Source organism: Pseudonocardia nantongensis, from assembly GCF_046546495.1.
GTDB lineage: Bacteria > Actinomycetota > Actinomycetes > Mycobacteriales > Pseudonocardiaceae > Pseudonocardia > Pseudonocardia nantongensis.
The window spans coordinates 33007-48193 of sequence record NZ_JBKGXT010000004.1 but is presented as its reverse complement, the minus strand read 5'-3'; the positions used below and the strand labels follow the sequence as shown (position 1 = coordinate 48193).

Here is a 15187-nt window from a genome sequence, read left to right as displayed (position 1 = left end):
CGCCCGTCATCGTCCCGGCGCATGGAACCGCCGCTGATCGCCGTCCCGGACCGGGCCGCCGCGGGTGAGGCCGCCCGGGTCTGGCTCGACGACTACCGCGACCGCATCGACCGCATCCGGGTCCGGGCCGAACGGGCCCGTGACCAGGCGCAGCAGGTGACCGCCACCGCGCGGACCCGGGACGGTGCGGTGACGGTCACCGTCGACCCGTCCGGCGCGCTGACCGGCCTGACCTTCGGGGTGCGCGCCGAGGACCTGCCCCGGGCCCGGCTCGCCGAGCTGGTGCTGCGGCTGGCCCGGGAGGCCGCCGCGGACGCCGGCGCTCAGGTCCGGGCGATCGTCGCCCCGCTCACGTCGGAGGACGGCCGGTGACCGGGCCCGGCGGGTTCCGGGCCGAACCGGACCGGCTCACCGCACACGCCGACGAGCTCGCCGGGATCGCCGAGGCCGTCCGGCGCAGCCGGCCCACCGCGGCCGCGCTCTCCCCCGGCGCCTACGGCCTGGTCGGTGGCCTGTTCGCCGCGTCCGCGACCGGCGCGATGGGGCGGGGAGCGCTCGCCGTCACCGACCTCGCCGCCGCCCTGCAGGGTGCCGCCGACCGGGTACAGGCCTGCGCCGAGGAGTACCGGCGGGCCGAGTCCGCCGCCGCGGAGCGGTTCGCCGGCATCGAGGTCCCGGCTGCGGGTCCGGACCGGTGACCGCGCCCGGCCCGGACTCCCGAGCGGGTACCGATACCCGGGTGGCCACCCCGGCCGCCGCCCCCGACGATGCCGACGGCGACATCCTCGAGGGCGCGGGCGTCGTGTCCTCGGTGCACGACCTGGCCGGCGCCGTGCAGGAGCAGGATGCCGCCGGGATCGCCGCGGCGGGCACCGCCGCCGGCCTGGACGCGCTCGGCGCGGTCGCCGACCCGCTGGGCGCGTTCGCCGAGGCCGGCCTGGGCTGGGCGATGGAACACGTGTCCTGGCTGCGCGAGCCCCTCGACCAGCTCTGCGGTGACCCCGGCGAGATCGAGGGCCGGGCCCGGGCCTGGCAGGCACTGGCCCGGTCGCTGACCGAACGGGCCACCGAGCTCGACGAGTCCGTCCGGCGGGCCGCGCAGGGCTGGTCCGGGGCCGCAGCCGACGGCTACCTGGACGGCGCGTCCGCCCGCCGGGCGGAGCTCGTCCGCGTTGCAGGCACGGCCGGCGAGGTGGCTCGGCTGGTCCTCGAGTCCGGCGTGATGGTCGGGACCGAGCGGGCGGTGATCCGGGACGCGATCGCGTCGTTCGTGGTCACGGCGGTGCGCTGGTTGGCCGTCGCGCTGGGCACCGGCGGGGTCGGGGCGCCCGCCGCGGTCACCGCGCTGGTCGCCGACGCCGCGGTGACGGCGTCGAACATGGCCGACGGGGTGGCCGCGGTGCTGCGCGAGCTGGGCCGGCTCTCCCGGCTGGCCGACGAGCTCGCGGCGGGGCTCGGACCGGCCGGCCTGCGCGCCGCCGGGGGGCTGGAGGCCGCCCTCGGCGCGGTGCCGGGTCTCGGAGTCGGCGTCGAGGCCGCGAAGCAGGACGCCGCCGGACGGGTCACCGAGCGGGAGTGGGACGCCCCGGCCGGCTGAGGGGTCGGACAGCGGCGCCGACGGGACCGGATCGTGGTGAAAGGCCCGGTCGGGGTCGTGGCGTTACCACGGTGCAGGCCGTGTCGGGGCTACGCTCCGCGGCATGTCGGTCTGGTTCGTCATCGCCGTCGTCGCGATCCTCATCGGGATCGGTCTCCTCCTGTTCGACCGGTTCCGCGGGGGCGCGACGCGGGACCGCCGGCGGTGGGCGTCGCTGCGGGAGTGGGAGTTCCAGGACTCCGACCCCGTCCTGCCCAGCCGCTGGCGCTACGGGACCATCCACCAGGGCGGGCCCGGGGTGGCCCGCAACCTGGTCTCCGGTTACGTCCCGACCCCGGACGAGCCGCGCCGGGCCTACGCGTTCGACCACGAGCAGGCCGGGCGGATCAGCTCGGTGCTCTGCGCCGTGCAGGTGCAGGAGACGCTCCCGGCCGCCGTCGAGCTGCGGCTGCCGTCCGCCCCGCTGCCCGACGACGCCGGCCTCGACCTGCTGGAGCCGGTCGGCGAGCGCTACGCCTTCGTCAGCGACGCCGACGCCGTCCGCCCGCTGCTGACCGCCCGGCTGGCCGACGCCAGCGACGCGGTCGGCGAGGACGTCGAGCTGCTCTGGGCCGAGGACGCCTGGGTGCTCGCCGCCGCCCCGGTCGGGATCTCCTCGGAGCGGATGCAGGACCTGCTCGCCGACCTCGCCGAGGTCGCGACGGTGCTCGAGGAGAACATGCAGGGCGCGCGTCCCGCGGTCGAGTCCTGACCTGCACACGATCGCGCACGGTTGATCATTCGATACGTGAAGTGACCACCCGATTGCGCTAACTAGAGCAGGGCTGGATACCCTGTTCGGGTGGCTGTGGCTCTCATCACCGGCGGCGGCGCCGGCATCGGTGCGGCGTTCGCCGACCGCCTCGCATCCCGTGGGTACGACCTGCTGCTGGTAGCCGGGGACCCCGATCGGCTGCACGCGACGGCCAGGGCCGTCGCCGAGCGGCACGCCGTCCGGGCGGACGTCCTGGTCGCGGACGTGGCGACCCGGCGCGGCGCGTTCCGGGTGGCGGCGTTGCTGTCCGGGATCGAGGCGCCTGCCGTGGACGTGCTGGTGAACGACACCGCCGGCGAGACCGCCGAGCGGTTCGCGCGCGGCCCGGCCGGGGCCCGCCGGACCGGGACCGACCCGTGCGTCACCGCGACGACACGGATCACCCACGCGGTACTGCCCGGCATGGTCCGCCGTGGCACCGGCGCGATCGTGAACGTCGGCGCCACGGCCGGGCACGGCCCGGCGGCGGCCTGGGTCACGGCGTTCACCGACTCGCTCGGGCCCACGCTGGCGGGTACCGGCGTCCGCGCGCTCGCCGTGTGCCCCGGGGCGGTCGACACCGCCTGGAACGTCGACGGGCGCTCGTCCGGTGCCGCCGGGCGGGTGCTGCGGGTCGACGCCGGTCGGGTCGCCGACACCGCGCTGGCCGACCTCGACGCGGGCCGCGCCGTCAGCGACCCGGGCCCGGCCCCGGGGCCTCGCCCGCTGATCGCCGCGCTGGAGCTCCCGCGACGCGCCCTGCGGACGGTGGGCACCGGTGCCCGGATGGCCCGGCGCGGCGCGGAGCTCCTCGCCGACGCCACCCGCCAGCCGCTCATGCCGGTGCCCGCGCGTCGCGATGCCGCCGAGGCGCCCCGGCTGCCGGACTCACCGACCCGCCCCGACGCCGGCCGTGCGGTCGCCGCCGCCGGCGGGTGCGGCCGCAGCGAGCACTTCCTGGCCGGCGGCCCGCGGACCGCGCAGCAGCGGGCCCGCGCGGCCGCCGCGGCCCGGGACCGCGCCCGCAGCGACCGCCGGGCCCGCGGCACGGTCGACCGGCACCCGGCCTGATCGACGGGGTCTGCGGTGGGCCCGGGCGTCCGGGCCGGGATGATGTTCCGATGACGACAGGGACCCCGCCGCTGCCGAAGGCCGAGCTGCACCTGCACATCGAGGGGACCCTCGAACCGGAGACGGTCTTCGAGCTGGCCCGCCGCAACGACGTCGCGCTGCCGTACTCCGGTGTGGAGGACCTGCGCGCCCGCTACGACTTCAGCGACCTGCAGTCGTTCCTGGACGTCTACTACGCCAACATGGCCGTCCTGCGCACCCGGGACGACTTCGCCGAACTGGCGTCGGCCTACCTGCGCCGGTGCCCGGGGCAGGGCGTCCGGCACGTCGAGATGTTCTTCGACCCGCAGGCGCACACGTCCCGCGGTGTGCCGATGGCCGACGTGGTCGGCGGGTTGACCGACGCGATCGATGCGCATGCCGGCGACGTCTCGGCCGGGCTGATCCTCTGCTTCCTGCGCGACCAGCCGGCTGCCGACGCCGAGGCCACGCTGCGCGCTGCCGAGCCGTACCTGGACCGGATCGTCGGTGTCGGGCTGGACTCGGCGGAGGTCGGTCACCCGCCGTCCGGGTTCGCCGGGGTCTTCGAGCGGGCACGGGGCCTGGGGCTCAAGCCGGTCGCGCACGCCGGGGAGGAGGGGCCGCCGTCCTACGTCCGGGAGGCACTCGACGACCTCGGCGTGCTGCGCGTCGACCACGGCATCCGCGCGATCGAGGACGACGATCTGGTCGCCCGGTTGCGCCGGGACCGCACCCCGCTGACCGTCTGCCCGCTGTCCAACGTGCGGCTGGGCTGCGTGCCGGGGATCGGCCTGCACCCGCTGCCGGAGATGCTGGCCGCCGAGTTGATGGTCTCGGTGCACTCCGACGATCCGGCGTACTTCGGCGGCTACGCCGACGACAACTACACCGCAGCCCGGGACGGCCTCGGCCTGGACGCCGAGCAGCTCCGCACGCTGGCCGGGAACTCCTTCGAGGCGTCCTTCCTGGACTCGTCGGCCCGGGAGGGCTTCACCGAGGAGGTGCGCCGTTGGCGCCCGTGAGTGGTTATCGCGGTCAGGACCGCGATAACCACTCACGAGCCGCTAGGCCGTAGCAGCGAGCCGGACCGGGCGCAGCGGCTCCAGCGGCCGGCCGGCCCCGGTCCGGCCACGCTCGGCCCGGAACGGCGACAGCCGGAACCGGCGGGTCCGCAGCTGGTACTCGGCGGTGTTCGCCGGCCACATGACGACGTTGCGGCCCTCGCCGTTCTGGTAGTAGCTGGCGCAGCCGCCGGTCTCGTAGACGGTCCGCGCGGACCGCTTCCGGATCCAGGCGGTCCAGCGCCGCTCCACCTCGGGCCGCACGTCGACCGCGCGGATGCCCTGGTCGGCCATCCGGCAGACGGCGTCGGCGACGTAGCGGGCCTGTGCCTCCGAGAACAGCAGGGTCGAGCTGGCCCCGCTGGTCGCGTTCGGGCCCTGCATGAGGAACAGGTTCGGGAAGCCCGGGTAACTCATCCCCAGGTAGGCCCGCGGGTAGGCACCCCAGTGGTCGTGCAGCGACCGGCCGCCGGTGTCCTGGATCCGGCGGGCGATCGGGGCGGTGGCACCGACCTCGAACCCGGTGGTCAGCACGATCGCGTCCACCTCCGCGGACGTCCCGTCGCCGGAGTGCACGGTGCTGCCCCCGACCCGGGCCAGCCCGCCGGTGTGCAGCCGGGTGTTCGCCGCGGTCATCGCCGGAAGGTAGGTGTTCGACACCAGCGGACGCTTGCAGGCGTAGTCGAAGTCCGGGGTGAGCCGGGCCCGCAGCGCCGGATCGGGGACCTGCGCGGCCATGTGCCGGTGTCCGACCCGGCTCAGCATCTCGCGCAGCAGCCGCGAGCGGCGGGTCGCCGCCAGCAGCTCGGCGCCGGCGTAGATCACGTCGAACTGCATCCGGCCCAGCACCGGGTTCGCCGCGAGCGCGCGCCGGGCGCGCTCCCCGACCGGCCGCTCCGGCTTCGGCATCACCCATGCCGGGGTGCGCTGCAGGACGTGCAGCTCGGCCACCTGCGGCTGCAGCTCCGGCACGAGCTGGATCGCCGTCGCCCCGGTCCCAACGACCGCGACCCGCTTGCCGGCCAGCTCCGCCGAGTGGTCCCAGCGGGCCGAGTGGAACACCGGACCGGGGAACTCGGCGAGCCCCTCGATGTCCGGCAGCTTCGGATCCGCCACCAGCCCGGCCGCGCTGACGAACACGTCCGCGGTGTAGATCCCGTGCGGGGTCTCGACCCGCCAGCGGGCCGCGCGGGCGTCCCAGCGGGCGGAGAGCACCTCGGCGCCGAACCGAACGTGCTGGTGCAGGCCGGTGGAGCGGGCGAGCCGGCGAGCGTAGTCCTGCACCTCGTGGCCGGGGGCGTAGAGGGCCGACCAGTCCGGGTTGGTCATCGCGCGCAGCTGGTAGAGCGGGGACGGCGTGTCGACGCCGACGCCGGGGTAGGTGTTGTCCCGCCAGACGCCGCCGACGTCGTCGGCCCGTTCCAGCAGGACGAAGTCGTGGACCCCCCGGCGCAGCAGCGCCAGGCCCACGGCGAGGCCGGTGAACCCGGCTCCCACGACGGCGACCCGGGAGTGTCGGGGCGACGGACCGCTCGTTCGATCACCGCTGCCACCGGCGTCCGGGGTGGTGGGACCGGCCGGTCGCTGGATCGGCAGCGCCTCGGACGTCATGATTCGACGGTAAAGGCTGCATAACGCTGCGGCACGTGAGAGCGGTCCGTCTCACGGGCGCGCCTGCCGCCGGTGTCGGCAGGATCACACCTACCGGTCGGTCACCGTCGTCCGCCGCGCGGGGTGGAGGCGACGGACTACGCTCCCCGCGTGCCCTCCGTCATGATCACGGGCGCGTCGGCGGGGATCGGGGCCGCGTTCGCCGACCGGCTCGCCGCCGACGGCCGCGACCTCGTGCTCGTGGCTCGCGACGCCGACCGCCTGCAGACCGCCGCGTCCCGCTACCGCGACCTCGGCGTCGCCGTCGAGGTGCTGCCGGCCGACCTGGCCGGCCCGGACGGCCGGGCCCGGGTCATCCGGCGGCTCGGCGACCCGGACGTCGCGCCGGTCGACCTGCTCGTCAACAACGCCGGGCTCGCGCTGGGGGCGCCGTTCCTGCGCAACGACCCGGCCGAGCTGAGCCGTCAGCTCCAGGTCAACGTGACGAGCGTGCTGGAGCTGACCCGGGCCGCGCTGCCCGGCATGGTCGACCGCGGCACCGGTGCGGTGCTCAACGTCGCGAGCGTGGCCGGCTTCCTGGCCGGGCGCGGCTCCACCTACGCCGCCGACAAGGCGTGGGTCATCTCGTTCACCGAGGGGATGGCGGCGTCGTTGCAGGGCACCGGCGTGCGGGCAACGGTGGTCTGCCCGGGGTTCGTACGCACGGAGTTCCACGAGCGGGCCGGCATCGACGCCGGCGCCCGGCGCGGCCCGCTCTGGCTGGATGCCGCACAGGTGGTCGACGAGGCCCTCGCCGATCTGGACAGGGGACGGGTGGTGTCGGTGCCCTCGCGGCAGTACAAGGCGATCGTCGGGCTGGTCGGGGTGCTGCCCCGCGGTCTGGTCCGGCGGCTCATGGCGACGTTCGACCGGGAGCGGACATGATCGGGCCCGCGCGGTCGTGCCGGAGCACGGAAGCGACGAGCATCAGCGAGGAGGGCCGATGACGGCGCACGCGGACCGGGCCCGGCTGGCCGCGCTGGTGCGCGAGCTGGCCGTGGTGCACGAGAAGGTCACCCTGTCGTCCGGGGCGGACGCCGACTACTACGTCGACCTGCGCCGGGTCACGCTGCACCACGAGGCGTCCCCGTTGATCGGGCGGCTGCTGCGGGCGATGACCACGGACTGGGCGTACTCGGCCGTCGGCGGGCTCACGCTCGGCGCGGACCCGGTCGCCACGGCCGTGCTGCACGCCGCCGCGCAGGAGCCGGACACCGATCCGGTGGACGCGTTCGTGGTCCGCAAGGAGACGAAGAAGCACGGCCTGCAGCGACTGATCGAGGGGCCGGACGTCGCCGGGCGCGGGGTGCTCGTCGTCGAGGACACCTCGACGACCGGGGGCTCGGTGCTGACGGCGGTGCGGTCGGTGCGCGAGGCCGGTGCGCAGGTCGCCGGGGTGTGCACGGTCGTCGACCGGGACACCGGGGCGCGGCAGGCCGTCGAGTCCGAGGACGTGCCCTACCGGGCGTTGCTCGGGCTGGCGGACCTGCAGCTGGGGTGAGCGCCCCCGACCCCGGCTCCGGGCCCAGCGAGTGGTCGGTCCCGGGCCAGGTCGGGGTGGGCCCCTGGGAGGGGCCGTGGCCGGCCGGCGAGCACTGGGACCCGGAGCTGCTCGAGCACGGCGACCGGCGCAACGTCGTCGACCCCTACCGGTACTGGCGGCGGGAGGCGGTGGCCGCGGACCTCGCCCGGCGGGCGCACCCGTTCCACGTGGCGATCGAGAACCTCGGCCACGACCACAACATCGGCACCGTCGTCCGGACCGCGAACGCGTTCGGGGCGGGCGGGGTGCACATCGTCGGACGGCGGCGGTGGAACCGGCGCGGCGCGATGGTCACCGACCGCTACCTGTCGCTGCACCACCACGAGACCGCGTCCGGGCTCGTGCGCTTCGCCCGGGAGCGCGGGCTCGCGTTGGTCGCGGTGGACAACCTGCCCGGCGCGGTCCGGCTGGAGGAGACGACGCTGCCGCGGGACTGCGTGCTGCTCTTCGGCGCCGAGGGCCCCGGCCTGTCCGACGACGCCCGGGCCGCGGCCGACCTGGCCGTCTCGATCGCCCAGTTCGGATCCACCCGCTCGGTCAACGCCGGCGTCGCGGCCGGGATCGTGATGCACGCCTGGGTCCGGGTACACGCGAACCTGTCCGACGCCTGGTGACCGGCCACCCGCCGGCCAACCCGTCGAGATGCGGCTCAGCGGGAACTGTCGATCAGGTCGGGCCGCTGGTGTGCATCTCGACGAGTGAGCGGACGCAGCGGGGCCGGGGAAGTGCGTGCCGGGTCAGTTGCCGGGATGATCCGGGCGGCCCATCACCGGGCGTCCGGAGCTGTGCCGGTACGGCGGCTCGTCCGGTCCCGGACCGGCGGGCCGCTGTGGTGTCGGCCGCTGCTGCCCACCCGGTGCCTGCCCGGACGGCCCGGGTTGCCCGCTCGGTCCCTGGGGGCCGGCCGGGCGCTGCTGGGGCGCGGGGGGTTGCTGGTCGGCCGGTGGCTGCGGGGTGGCGGTCGGGTGCTGCGTAGTGGCCGGCACCGCGGCCATCCGGGTGGTGACGGCGCCCGGGTCGCCCTCCCCGGTGGCACCGGGGACGGTGGCCGCGGCGGCCCCGGCGGCGAGCGCACCGCGCACGTCGGGCGTCGGCTCGCCCTTGCGCGTCGCGGCCCGCGCGCGCAGCACCTCGACGACGATCGGCAGCACCGAGACCAGCACGATCGCGACCAGGATCAGGTCGATGTTCTCCCGGACGAAGGTGAACTGGCCCAGGAAGTACCCGAGCACCGTGACCCCGGCCGCCCAGGCGATGCCGCCGATCATCGAGTAGGTGAGGTAGCGCTTCGGGTCCATCCGGGCGACGCCCGCGCTGACCGTGATGAACGTCCGCACGATCGGCACGAACCGGCCGAGCACGATGGCCCGGTTGCCGTACTTCTCGAAGAAGTCGTGCGTCTTCTCGACGTGCTTCGGGTTGAACAGCCTCGACTTCGGCTTGTCGAAGATCGCCGGTCCGGCCCGGTAGCCGATGCCGTACCCGATGGCGTTGCCGACGAACGCGGCCACCACCAGGATCAGGCCGACCAGCCACAGCGGGACGCCGATCGAGCCCGAGGCCACGAACAGGCCCGCGGTGAACAGCAGCGAGTCGCCGGGCAGGAAGAAGCCGAGCAGCAGGCCGCACTCGGCGAAGATGATCGCGGCGACACCGACCAGGGCCCACGGACCCAGGGATTCGATGATGACCGCCGGGTCCAGCCAGTCGGGACCGAGGGCGAGCGTCTGCGTTGCGGCGAGCACCGTCACGCCGGACAACGCTATCGGTCGGATGACGGGTGGCCATCCCCGCCCTCGCCGGACCAGGGACGAACCGGACGGACGGGCACGAAGTCCCGGCCGCGCGGGACCGCTCAGCCCAGCGGGGGCAACGCACCCGGCAGCAGTACCGAGACCAGCGCGATCCCGCCGCCGAGCAGCGCGCCGACCAGCAGCGCGAGCACCGCCGCCCAGACGATCGGGCGAGCCGACGGCCGGGCCGTGGCCGGCGCGGGCACCGGTGCAGGCCGCTGCGGCGGCGGCGCCGCGTCCCCGCGGGGCGCGGGAGGCGGGATCCGGCCGGGCACCCGCGGGGGTGACGGCGGCGGGCCACCGGGGCGGGGTGGCATCGGCCGGCCGCGCGCCTGGGCCTGCAGCGCCTCGCCGATCCGGCGCGCGGCATCGTCCCGGAACGGGTCCTGGTGTTGCTGCGGGCCGGTCACCGGAGCTCCCCGGGCATCCCCGGGAGCCCGCCGCTCCGGTTGCCGGCGGAACCGGCGCGCTCCTCCATGACCCGGGCGATGGCGTCCAGCGCGCGGCTCGCGGTCGACTTCACCGTGCCCCGGCTCATCCCGGCGGCCTCGGCGATCTCGGACTCGCTCAGCCCGCCGTAGTAGCGCAGCACGAGCACCTCCCGCTGCCGGGGCGGCAGCAGCCCCAGCGCGTCGACGACCGACTGGTGCTCGGCCGAGAGCATCGCCAGCGACTCCGCGGAGCGGGCGTTCGCCGAGTGCGGCGGGACGTACTCGCGGGCGGTCCGGCGCCGGCGCAGCACCGAGCGGGACCCGTTCACCACCGCGGCCCGCAGGTAGGCGACGGCGGCCGTCTCATCCCGCAGCCCGGACCAGTGCCTATGCAGGCCGGTGAAGGCCTCCTGCACGACGTCCTCGGCGGTGGCCGGGATGTCGACCAGCAGCATGGCCAGCCGCATCAGGCGCAGCCGGTGGTCCCGGTAGAGGTCGGCCAGGGTCAGTGGCCGGTCCGGGACGCCGTCGCCGTCCGGCCCGCCGGACGCCTGCCCTGGCGGGAACGGACTCGCCGTTCCGGTCCCGTCGACGGGCGCGGGCCTGCTGTCGATCGCGCGCAACCGGCCCAGGGTCCGGTCGACGGCGTTCTCGGCGCGCTCCTCCTCCACGGCGCCCACCCTAGCGACCACCACCGACGGCTCTCACGGGATTGCCCGGATCCGGTGTCCGGAGGCCGGGCCGAGGAGGTGATCAGGCCCATGTCGGGGATGCTCCCGGCTCCCGGGGGCGTACGTGATACTGACCCGCCGGAGACCCGCTGCGCGAGCAGAAGCAGCGACCGCCGCAACGAGGAGGCCGACGTGCCGATCGCCACGCCCGAGATCTACAACCAGATGCTGGACAACGCCAAGGCCGGCGAGTTCGCCTACCCGGCGATCAACGTGACCAGCACGGAGACCCTGAACGCCGCGCTGCGCGGATTCGCCGAGGCGGGCTCGGACGGCATCGTGCAGATCTCCACCGGCGGCGCGGAGTTCCTCTCCGGGACCCGGGTCAAGGACATGGTCACCGGCTCGGTCGGGCTGGCCGAGTTCGCCCACGTCGTCGCCGAGCAGTACCCGGTCAACATCGCGCTGCACACCGACCACTGCCCGAAGGACAAGCTGGACGGTTTCGTCCGCCCGCTGGTCGCGATCAGCCAGGAGCGGGTGAACCAGGGGCGGAACCCGCTGTTCCAGTCGCACATGTGGGACGGCTCGGCCACCGAGCTGGAGGAGAACCTCAAGATCGCCGCCGAGCTGCTCGACGAGGCGGCCAAGGCGAAGATCATCCTCGAGGTGGAGATCGGCGTCGTCGGCGGCGAGGAGGACGGCGTCGCCAACGACATCAACGAGAAGCTCTACACCGCCCCGGGCGACTACGAGCGCACCGTCGAGATGCTCGGAGGCGGCGAGAAGGGCCGCTACCTGCTGGCCGCCACGTTCGGCAACGTGCACGGCGTCTACAAGCCGGGCAACGTCAAGCTCCGCCCGGAGATCCTGAAGCAGGGCCAGCAGGTGGCCCGCGAGAAGCTCGGCTCCGGTGCCGCGGACAAGCCGTTCGACCTGGTCTTCCACGGTGGCTCCGGCTCGCTGTTGGAGGAGATCCACGAGTCGCTGAGCTACGGCGTGGTGAAGATGAACGTAGACACCGACACCCAGTACGCCTTCACCCGCCCGATCGCGTCGCACATGTTCTCCAACTACGACGGCGTCCTCAAGATCGACGGCGAGGTCGGCGACAAGAAGGTCTACGACCCGCGCTCGTACCTGAAGAAGGCCGAGGTCGCGATGGCCGACCGCGTCATCGAGGCCTGCGAGTCGCTGAAGTCGGCGGGGAAGGCGCTGGCGCGCTCGTGAGTGGTTGTCGCGGTCGGGACCGCGATAACCACTCACGAGCCCGAAGGGCCAAGATGGGGTCATGAGTCTGCACGGCAACCTGCTCGAACCGGACGACACCCGCCTGCCCGCCGATCCGGCGGCGGCCGAGCTGGCCGCCGGCACGGATCCGGCCGAGGTGGCCGCGGCCAGCCCGGCGTCGAGCATCGCGTGGGCGGTGCTGGCCGAGCGGGCGCTGGACGCCGGCGAGACTGTCGCCGGTTACGCCTACGCCCGCACCGGCTACCACCGCGGGCTGGACCAGCTGCGGCGCAACGGCTGGAAGGGCTTCGGCCCGGTCCCGTGGTCGCACGAGCCGAACCGCGGCTTCCTGCGCTCCACCGGGGCGCTGCTGCGCGCCGCCGAGGGCATCGGCGAGACCGCCGAGGTCGAGCGGCTGCGCACGCTGATCTCGGACTCGGACCCGCAGGCCCTCCGCGCCCTCGGCATCGCCTGACCCCGGTGCCGCTCGCCCCCGGCCGACCCGTCGCCGTGCCACGAACGGGCCCCCCGCCGCGCCCGGCGCCCAGAGGGGCCGGTTCGTGACGTCCGGGCCCGGACTGCTGCGGCGCACCGTGCAGCGGGTGCGGGGCCGCGGCCGGGTCGGGGGCCGCCGGGTGCGGGCGTCCTGGCTGCCGATCCTGCAGTGCGCGTTCGCGGCCGGGATCGCGCTCTACGTGGCCGCCGACCTGCTGGGGCACCAGCGGCCCTTCTTCGCCCCGATCGCCGCGGTGGTCAGCCTCGGCATCTCGCTGAACTCGCGGTTGCGCCGGGCGGCCGAGCTCGTCGTCGGGGTGAGCCTCGGCGTGCTGGTCGGCGACCTGATCATCGCGCAGATCGGCAGCGGGGTGTGGCAGCTGATCCTGGTCGTCGCGCTCGCCATGACGATCGCGGTGTTCACCGACGGCGGCAACCTGATCGTCAACCAGGCCGGGGCGTCAGCGGTGCTGGTCACGACCTTGCTGCCGCCCGGTGAGAGCGGCGGGATCGACCGCTGCGTCGACGCCCTGGTCGGCGGCGCGGCCGGGATCCTGGTCGCCGCCGTGGTCCCGGTGAACCCAATCCGGATCGTCCGGCGGGAGGCCCGCCGGGTCCTCGACGACCTGGTCACCGTGCTCACCGAGGTGGCCGCCGCGCTGCGCGAGGGCGATCCGCGGCACGCGTCGCGGGCGCTGCGCCGGGCCCGCGACACCCAGCCGGCGATCGACGAGCTGCGGGCCGCGGTGCGTTCGGCCGGCGAGGTCGCGACGGTGTCGCCGCTGTACCGGCCACGGCGCCGGATGCTGCGCCGCTACCGGGATCTGGCCGAGCGGGCCGACTACGCGCACCGCAACGCCCGGGTGCTCGCCCGCCGGGCGCTGACCGTGCTGGAGGACGGCGAGCAGGTCCCGCGCGAACTGGCCGACGCGATCACCGATCTCACCGGTGCGATCGGTGCGCTGATCCACGAGCTCGGACTCAACGGCGACCGGGAACGTGCCCGGCCGGCGGTGCTCGACGCGGTGCACCGGGCGTCGGTGCTGGTCGCCGATCCGGCGCGGTCGACGACCGACGACCCGGCGTCGTTCTCCGGGCCGGTGCTGGTCGCGCAGGTCCGCTCGATCGCCGTCGACCTGTTGCAGGCGACCGGGCTGAGCCGGACCGAGGCGTTGCGTGCGCTGCGGGCCGAGCTCCCCTCGTCCGACGTGGGCTGATCGGGGCGGATCGGGAGTCGAGGGTTCCGTCGGCACCCGGTCACGGAGCAGAATCGGGCATCGTTCCGGCGCCGGGGCCCCGACCGGCCCCCTGCACGACGTGGTGCGGCCGTCCCTTGAAACCGCCCGCCGTCGATCAGTGTTGATGTTCGCTCCGCAAGCTCCGCTCGGTGATCGGGGTCCACACGTGCAGTTCCTCCTCCGCTACGTCCTCGCGCCCCTGGTGCGGCTGTTCTGGCGCCCGCGCGTCCGCGGCGCCGACCACATCCCGACGACCGGCCCGGTCATCCTGGCCGCGAACCACCGGGCCGCGGTGGACACGGTGTTCATCCCGCTCGTCGCGCCGCGTCCGGTCGCGTTCCTGGGCAAGGCGGGCTACTTCACCGGTCGCGGTGTCCGCGGACGCCTGATGGCGGCCTTCCTCGGCGCGCTCGGCTACATCCCGGTGGACCGGGGCAACGCCCGCGCCGGGCTGGCCGCGCTCGCCGCCGGCCGGGCGGTGCTCGAGCGCGGCGGCGCATTCGGCATCTACCCGGAGGGGACCCGCTCGCTGGACGGACGGTTGCACCGCGGGCACACCGGCGTCGCCAGCCTCGCACTGTCCACCGGTGCCGTCGTCGTGCCGGTGGGGCTGGCCGGTACCGAGCGGGTGCAGCCGGTCGGGCGGTTGTTCCCGCGGCTCGCCCGGGTCGACATCCGGTTCGGTGCGCCGCTGGAGTTCAGCCGCTACGAGGGCCTGCAGGGCTCGCCCGCGATCCGCCGCGCCGTCACCGACGAGATCATGGACGCGATCGCCGACCTCTCCGGCCAGGTCTACGTCGACTCCTACCACCGCCGCCCCGAGGACCTCCCCGGTCAGGAGCCCCACGCCGCCTGACGCGGTCACGTCGGGTGCAGGACCAGGTGCCAGGGCTCGGTGTGCCGGTACCAGGCCCAGCGTCGGATCTCCCTGGAATACGGGACCCCGTCGCGGACCGGGGTGGCGCCGGTGCTGCCGATCTGGATGGCCCGGCCGGTCGCCGCCCGCACCCCACGACCCCGGTGCACGACGACGCCGCCCGGCCCGGCGTCGACGACCAGTTTCGGGATGCGCCCGTGGAACACCCGCACGGCGTCGCAGTAGGCCTCGCCGTGGATGTCGCCGATCTCCCCCCGACCGGCCAGGACGCCGCCGTTGTCGTCCCGGATCAGCGGTACCGGCCGGGCGGTACCGGTCCGGGCCAGGACGGCCGCGGCCGCCGGTGCGGCAGGGAGCCCCCAGCACGCGGTGACGGCCGAGCGCCGGGCGACCGGTATGTAGCCGATCTCGGTGTCCAGTGCGGAGCGACGCAGCAGTCGCAGCAGGACCGCGGCCAGGTCGGCGTCGGTGCCGTGCACGATCAGCCGCGTCCCGGGGTGTTCGGCCAGCAGCGGATCGACCGCGTCCTTGCCGGGGCGCGGGCCCACCGTGACCGAGCGCATCGCCGGGTCCGAGGCCGGCCGGGGCGGTACCCGTTCCGGGCGCGTACCGGTGCGGATACCGTGGAACAGGAGACGGTGCCGCCGTGGCTCACTCGCGGGCGAGCAGGTGAGCAGCACCGCTTCGGGATCGGTCGAACCCACTGATCGAGTACC

At 75.0% G+C, this 15187-nt stretch carries 18 protein-coding genes; 13 read left to right on the top strand and 5 right to left on the bottom strand.

Annotated elements, in window-relative coordinates; translation table 11 throughout:
- The first annotated feature begins 21 nt into the window (after positions 1-21).
- From ACLFMI_RS05810 to ACLFMI_RS05785, 6 genes are all read left to right on the top strand, one after another.
- Positions 22-372, top strand: a complete 351-nt coding sequence (locus tag ACLFMI_RS05810) for a YbaB/EbfC family nucleoid-associated protein (RefSeq protein ID WP_410946682.1) — start codon at positions 22-24, stop codon at positions 370-372.
- A complete protein-coding gene (locus tag ACLFMI_RS05805) occupies positions 369-698 on the top strand; it encodes a type VII secretion target (protein ID WP_410946681.1) in 330 nt (109 codons plus the stop codon). The genes ACLFMI_RS05810 and ACLFMI_RS05805 overlap by 4 nt, the downstream gene beginning before the upstream one ends.
- Positions 699-739: 41 nt before the next feature.
- On the top strand, positions 740-1597 hold the full coding sequence (locus ACLFMI_RS05800) for a WXG100-like domain-containing protein (RefSeq protein ID WP_410946680.1): 858 nt from the start codon (positions 740-742) through the stop codon (positions 1595-1597).
- A gap of 103 nt (positions 1598-1700) precedes the next feature.
- Positions 1701-2348, top strand: coding sequence for a type III secretion system chaperone family protein (locus tag ACLFMI_RS05795; protein ID WP_410946679.1), 648 nt, complete (start codon positions 1701-1703; stop codon positions 2346-2348).
- A 90-nt stretch (positions 2349-2438) separates the two neighbouring features.
- Positions 2439-3461 carry an SDR family NAD(P)-dependent oxidoreductase gene (locus ACLFMI_RS05790; RefSeq protein WP_410946678.1) on the top strand — a complete coding sequence of 341 codons (1023 nt, stop codon included), beginning with the start codon at positions 2439-2441 and terminating at the stop codon, positions 3459-3461.
- 50 nt (positions 3462-3511) lie between these two features.
- Positions 3512-4504, top strand: a complete 993-nt coding sequence (locus ACLFMI_RS05785; RefSeq protein WP_410946677.1) for an adenosine deaminase — start codon at positions 3512-3514, stop codon at positions 4502-4504.
- A gap of 42 nt (positions 4505-4546) precedes the next feature.
- Here ACLFMI_RS05785 and ACLFMI_RS05780 read toward each other — a convergent pair whose 3' ends face one another.
- The gene (locus tag ACLFMI_RS05780) at positions 4547-6154 is read right to left on the bottom strand and encodes a flavin-containing monooxygenase (protein ID WP_410946676.1); all 1608 of its coding nucleotides are present in this window, start codon (positions 6152-6154) and stop codon (positions 4547-4549) included.
- 150 nt (positions 6155-6304) lie between these two features.
- On the opposite strand from ACLFMI_RS05780, the gene ACLFMI_RS05775 reads away from it, so the two are divergent.
- From ACLFMI_RS05775 to ACLFMI_RS05765, 3 genes are read left to right on the top strand one after another with little or no spacing between them, the layout of a single operon-like run.
- Positions 6305-7078 carry an SDR family NAD(P)-dependent oxidoreductase gene (locus ACLFMI_RS05775; protein WP_410946675.1) on the top strand — a complete coding sequence of 258 codons (774 nt, stop codon included), beginning with the start codon at positions 6305-6307 and terminating at the stop codon, positions 7076-7078.
- 58 nt (positions 7079-7136) lie between these two features.
- Positions 7137-7694, top strand: coding sequence for an orotate phosphoribosyltransferase (gene pyrE / locus ACLFMI_RS05770; RefSeq protein WP_410946674.1), 558 nt, complete (start codon positions 7137-7139; stop codon positions 7692-7694).
- Positions 7691-8350 carry a TrmH family RNA methyltransferase gene (locus ACLFMI_RS05765; protein WP_410946673.1) on the top strand — a complete coding sequence of 220 codons (660 nt, stop codon included), beginning with the start codon at positions 7691-7693 and terminating at the stop codon, positions 8348-8350. Before pyrE ends, ACLFMI_RS05765 begins: the two co-directional genes overlap by 4 nt.
- 123 nt (positions 8351-8473) lie before the next feature.
- Here ACLFMI_RS05765 and ACLFMI_RS05760 read toward each other — a convergent pair whose 3' ends face one another.
- The 3 genes from ACLFMI_RS05760 to ACLFMI_RS05750 all read right to left on the bottom strand — a co-directional run bounded on the left by ACLFMI_RS05760 (position 8474) and on the right by ACLFMI_RS05750 (position 10631).
- Positions 8474-9487: a DedA family protein gene (locus tag ACLFMI_RS05760; protein WP_410946672.1), complete on the bottom strand. Its 1014-nt coding sequence runs from the start codon at positions 9485-9487 to the stop codon at positions 8474-8476.
- 104 nt (positions 9488-9591) lie between these two features.
- The gene (locus ACLFMI_RS05755) at positions 9592-9939 is read right to left on the bottom strand and encodes a hypothetical protein (RefSeq protein WP_410946671.1); all 348 of its coding nucleotides are present in this window, start codon (positions 9937-9939) and stop codon (positions 9592-9594) included.
- Positions 9936-10631, bottom strand: a complete 696-nt coding sequence (locus ACLFMI_RS05750) for an RNA polymerase sigma factor (protein WP_410946670.1) — start codon at positions 10629-10631, stop codon at positions 9936-9938. Before ACLFMI_RS05750 ends, ACLFMI_RS05755 begins: the two co-directional genes overlap by 4 nt.
- Positions 10632-10823: 192 nt before the next feature.
- Between ACLFMI_RS05750 and fbaA the strand changes: the two genes are divergently transcribed.
- The 4 genes from fbaA (at position 10824) to ACLFMI_RS05730 (ending at position 14450) form a co-directional block, all read left to right on the top strand.
- A complete protein-coding gene (gene fbaA, locus ACLFMI_RS05745; RefSeq protein WP_410946669.1) occupies positions 10824-11861 on the top strand; it encodes a class II fructose-bisphosphate aldolase in 1038 nt (345 codons plus the stop codon).
- A gap of 61 nt (positions 11862-11922) precedes the next feature.
- On the top strand, positions 11923-12336 hold the full coding sequence (locus ACLFMI_RS05740) for a DUF3151 domain-containing protein (protein WP_410946668.1): 414 nt from the start codon (positions 11923-11925) through the stop codon (positions 12334-12336).
- An 85-nt stretch (positions 12337-12421) separates the two neighbouring features.
- On the top strand, positions 12422-13573 hold the full coding sequence (locus ACLFMI_RS05735; protein ID WP_410946667.1) for an FUSC family protein: 1152 nt from the start codon (positions 12422-12424) through the stop codon (positions 13571-13573).
- A gap of 187 nt (positions 13574-13760) precedes the next feature.
- Entirely contained in the window at positions 13761-14450 is a 690-nt protein-coding gene (locus tag ACLFMI_RS05730; protein WP_410946666.1) for a lysophospholipid acyltransferase family protein, read from the top strand.
- Positions 14451-14455: 5 nt separating this feature from the next.
- Here ACLFMI_RS05730 and ACLFMI_RS05725 read toward each other — a convergent pair whose 3' ends face one another.
- The gene (locus ACLFMI_RS05725) at positions 14456-15034 is read right to left on the bottom strand and encodes a hypothetical protein (protein WP_410946665.1); all 579 of its coding nucleotides are present in this window, start codon (positions 15032-15034) and stop codon (positions 14456-14458) included.
- Positions 15035-15187 lie beyond the last annotated feature (153 nt).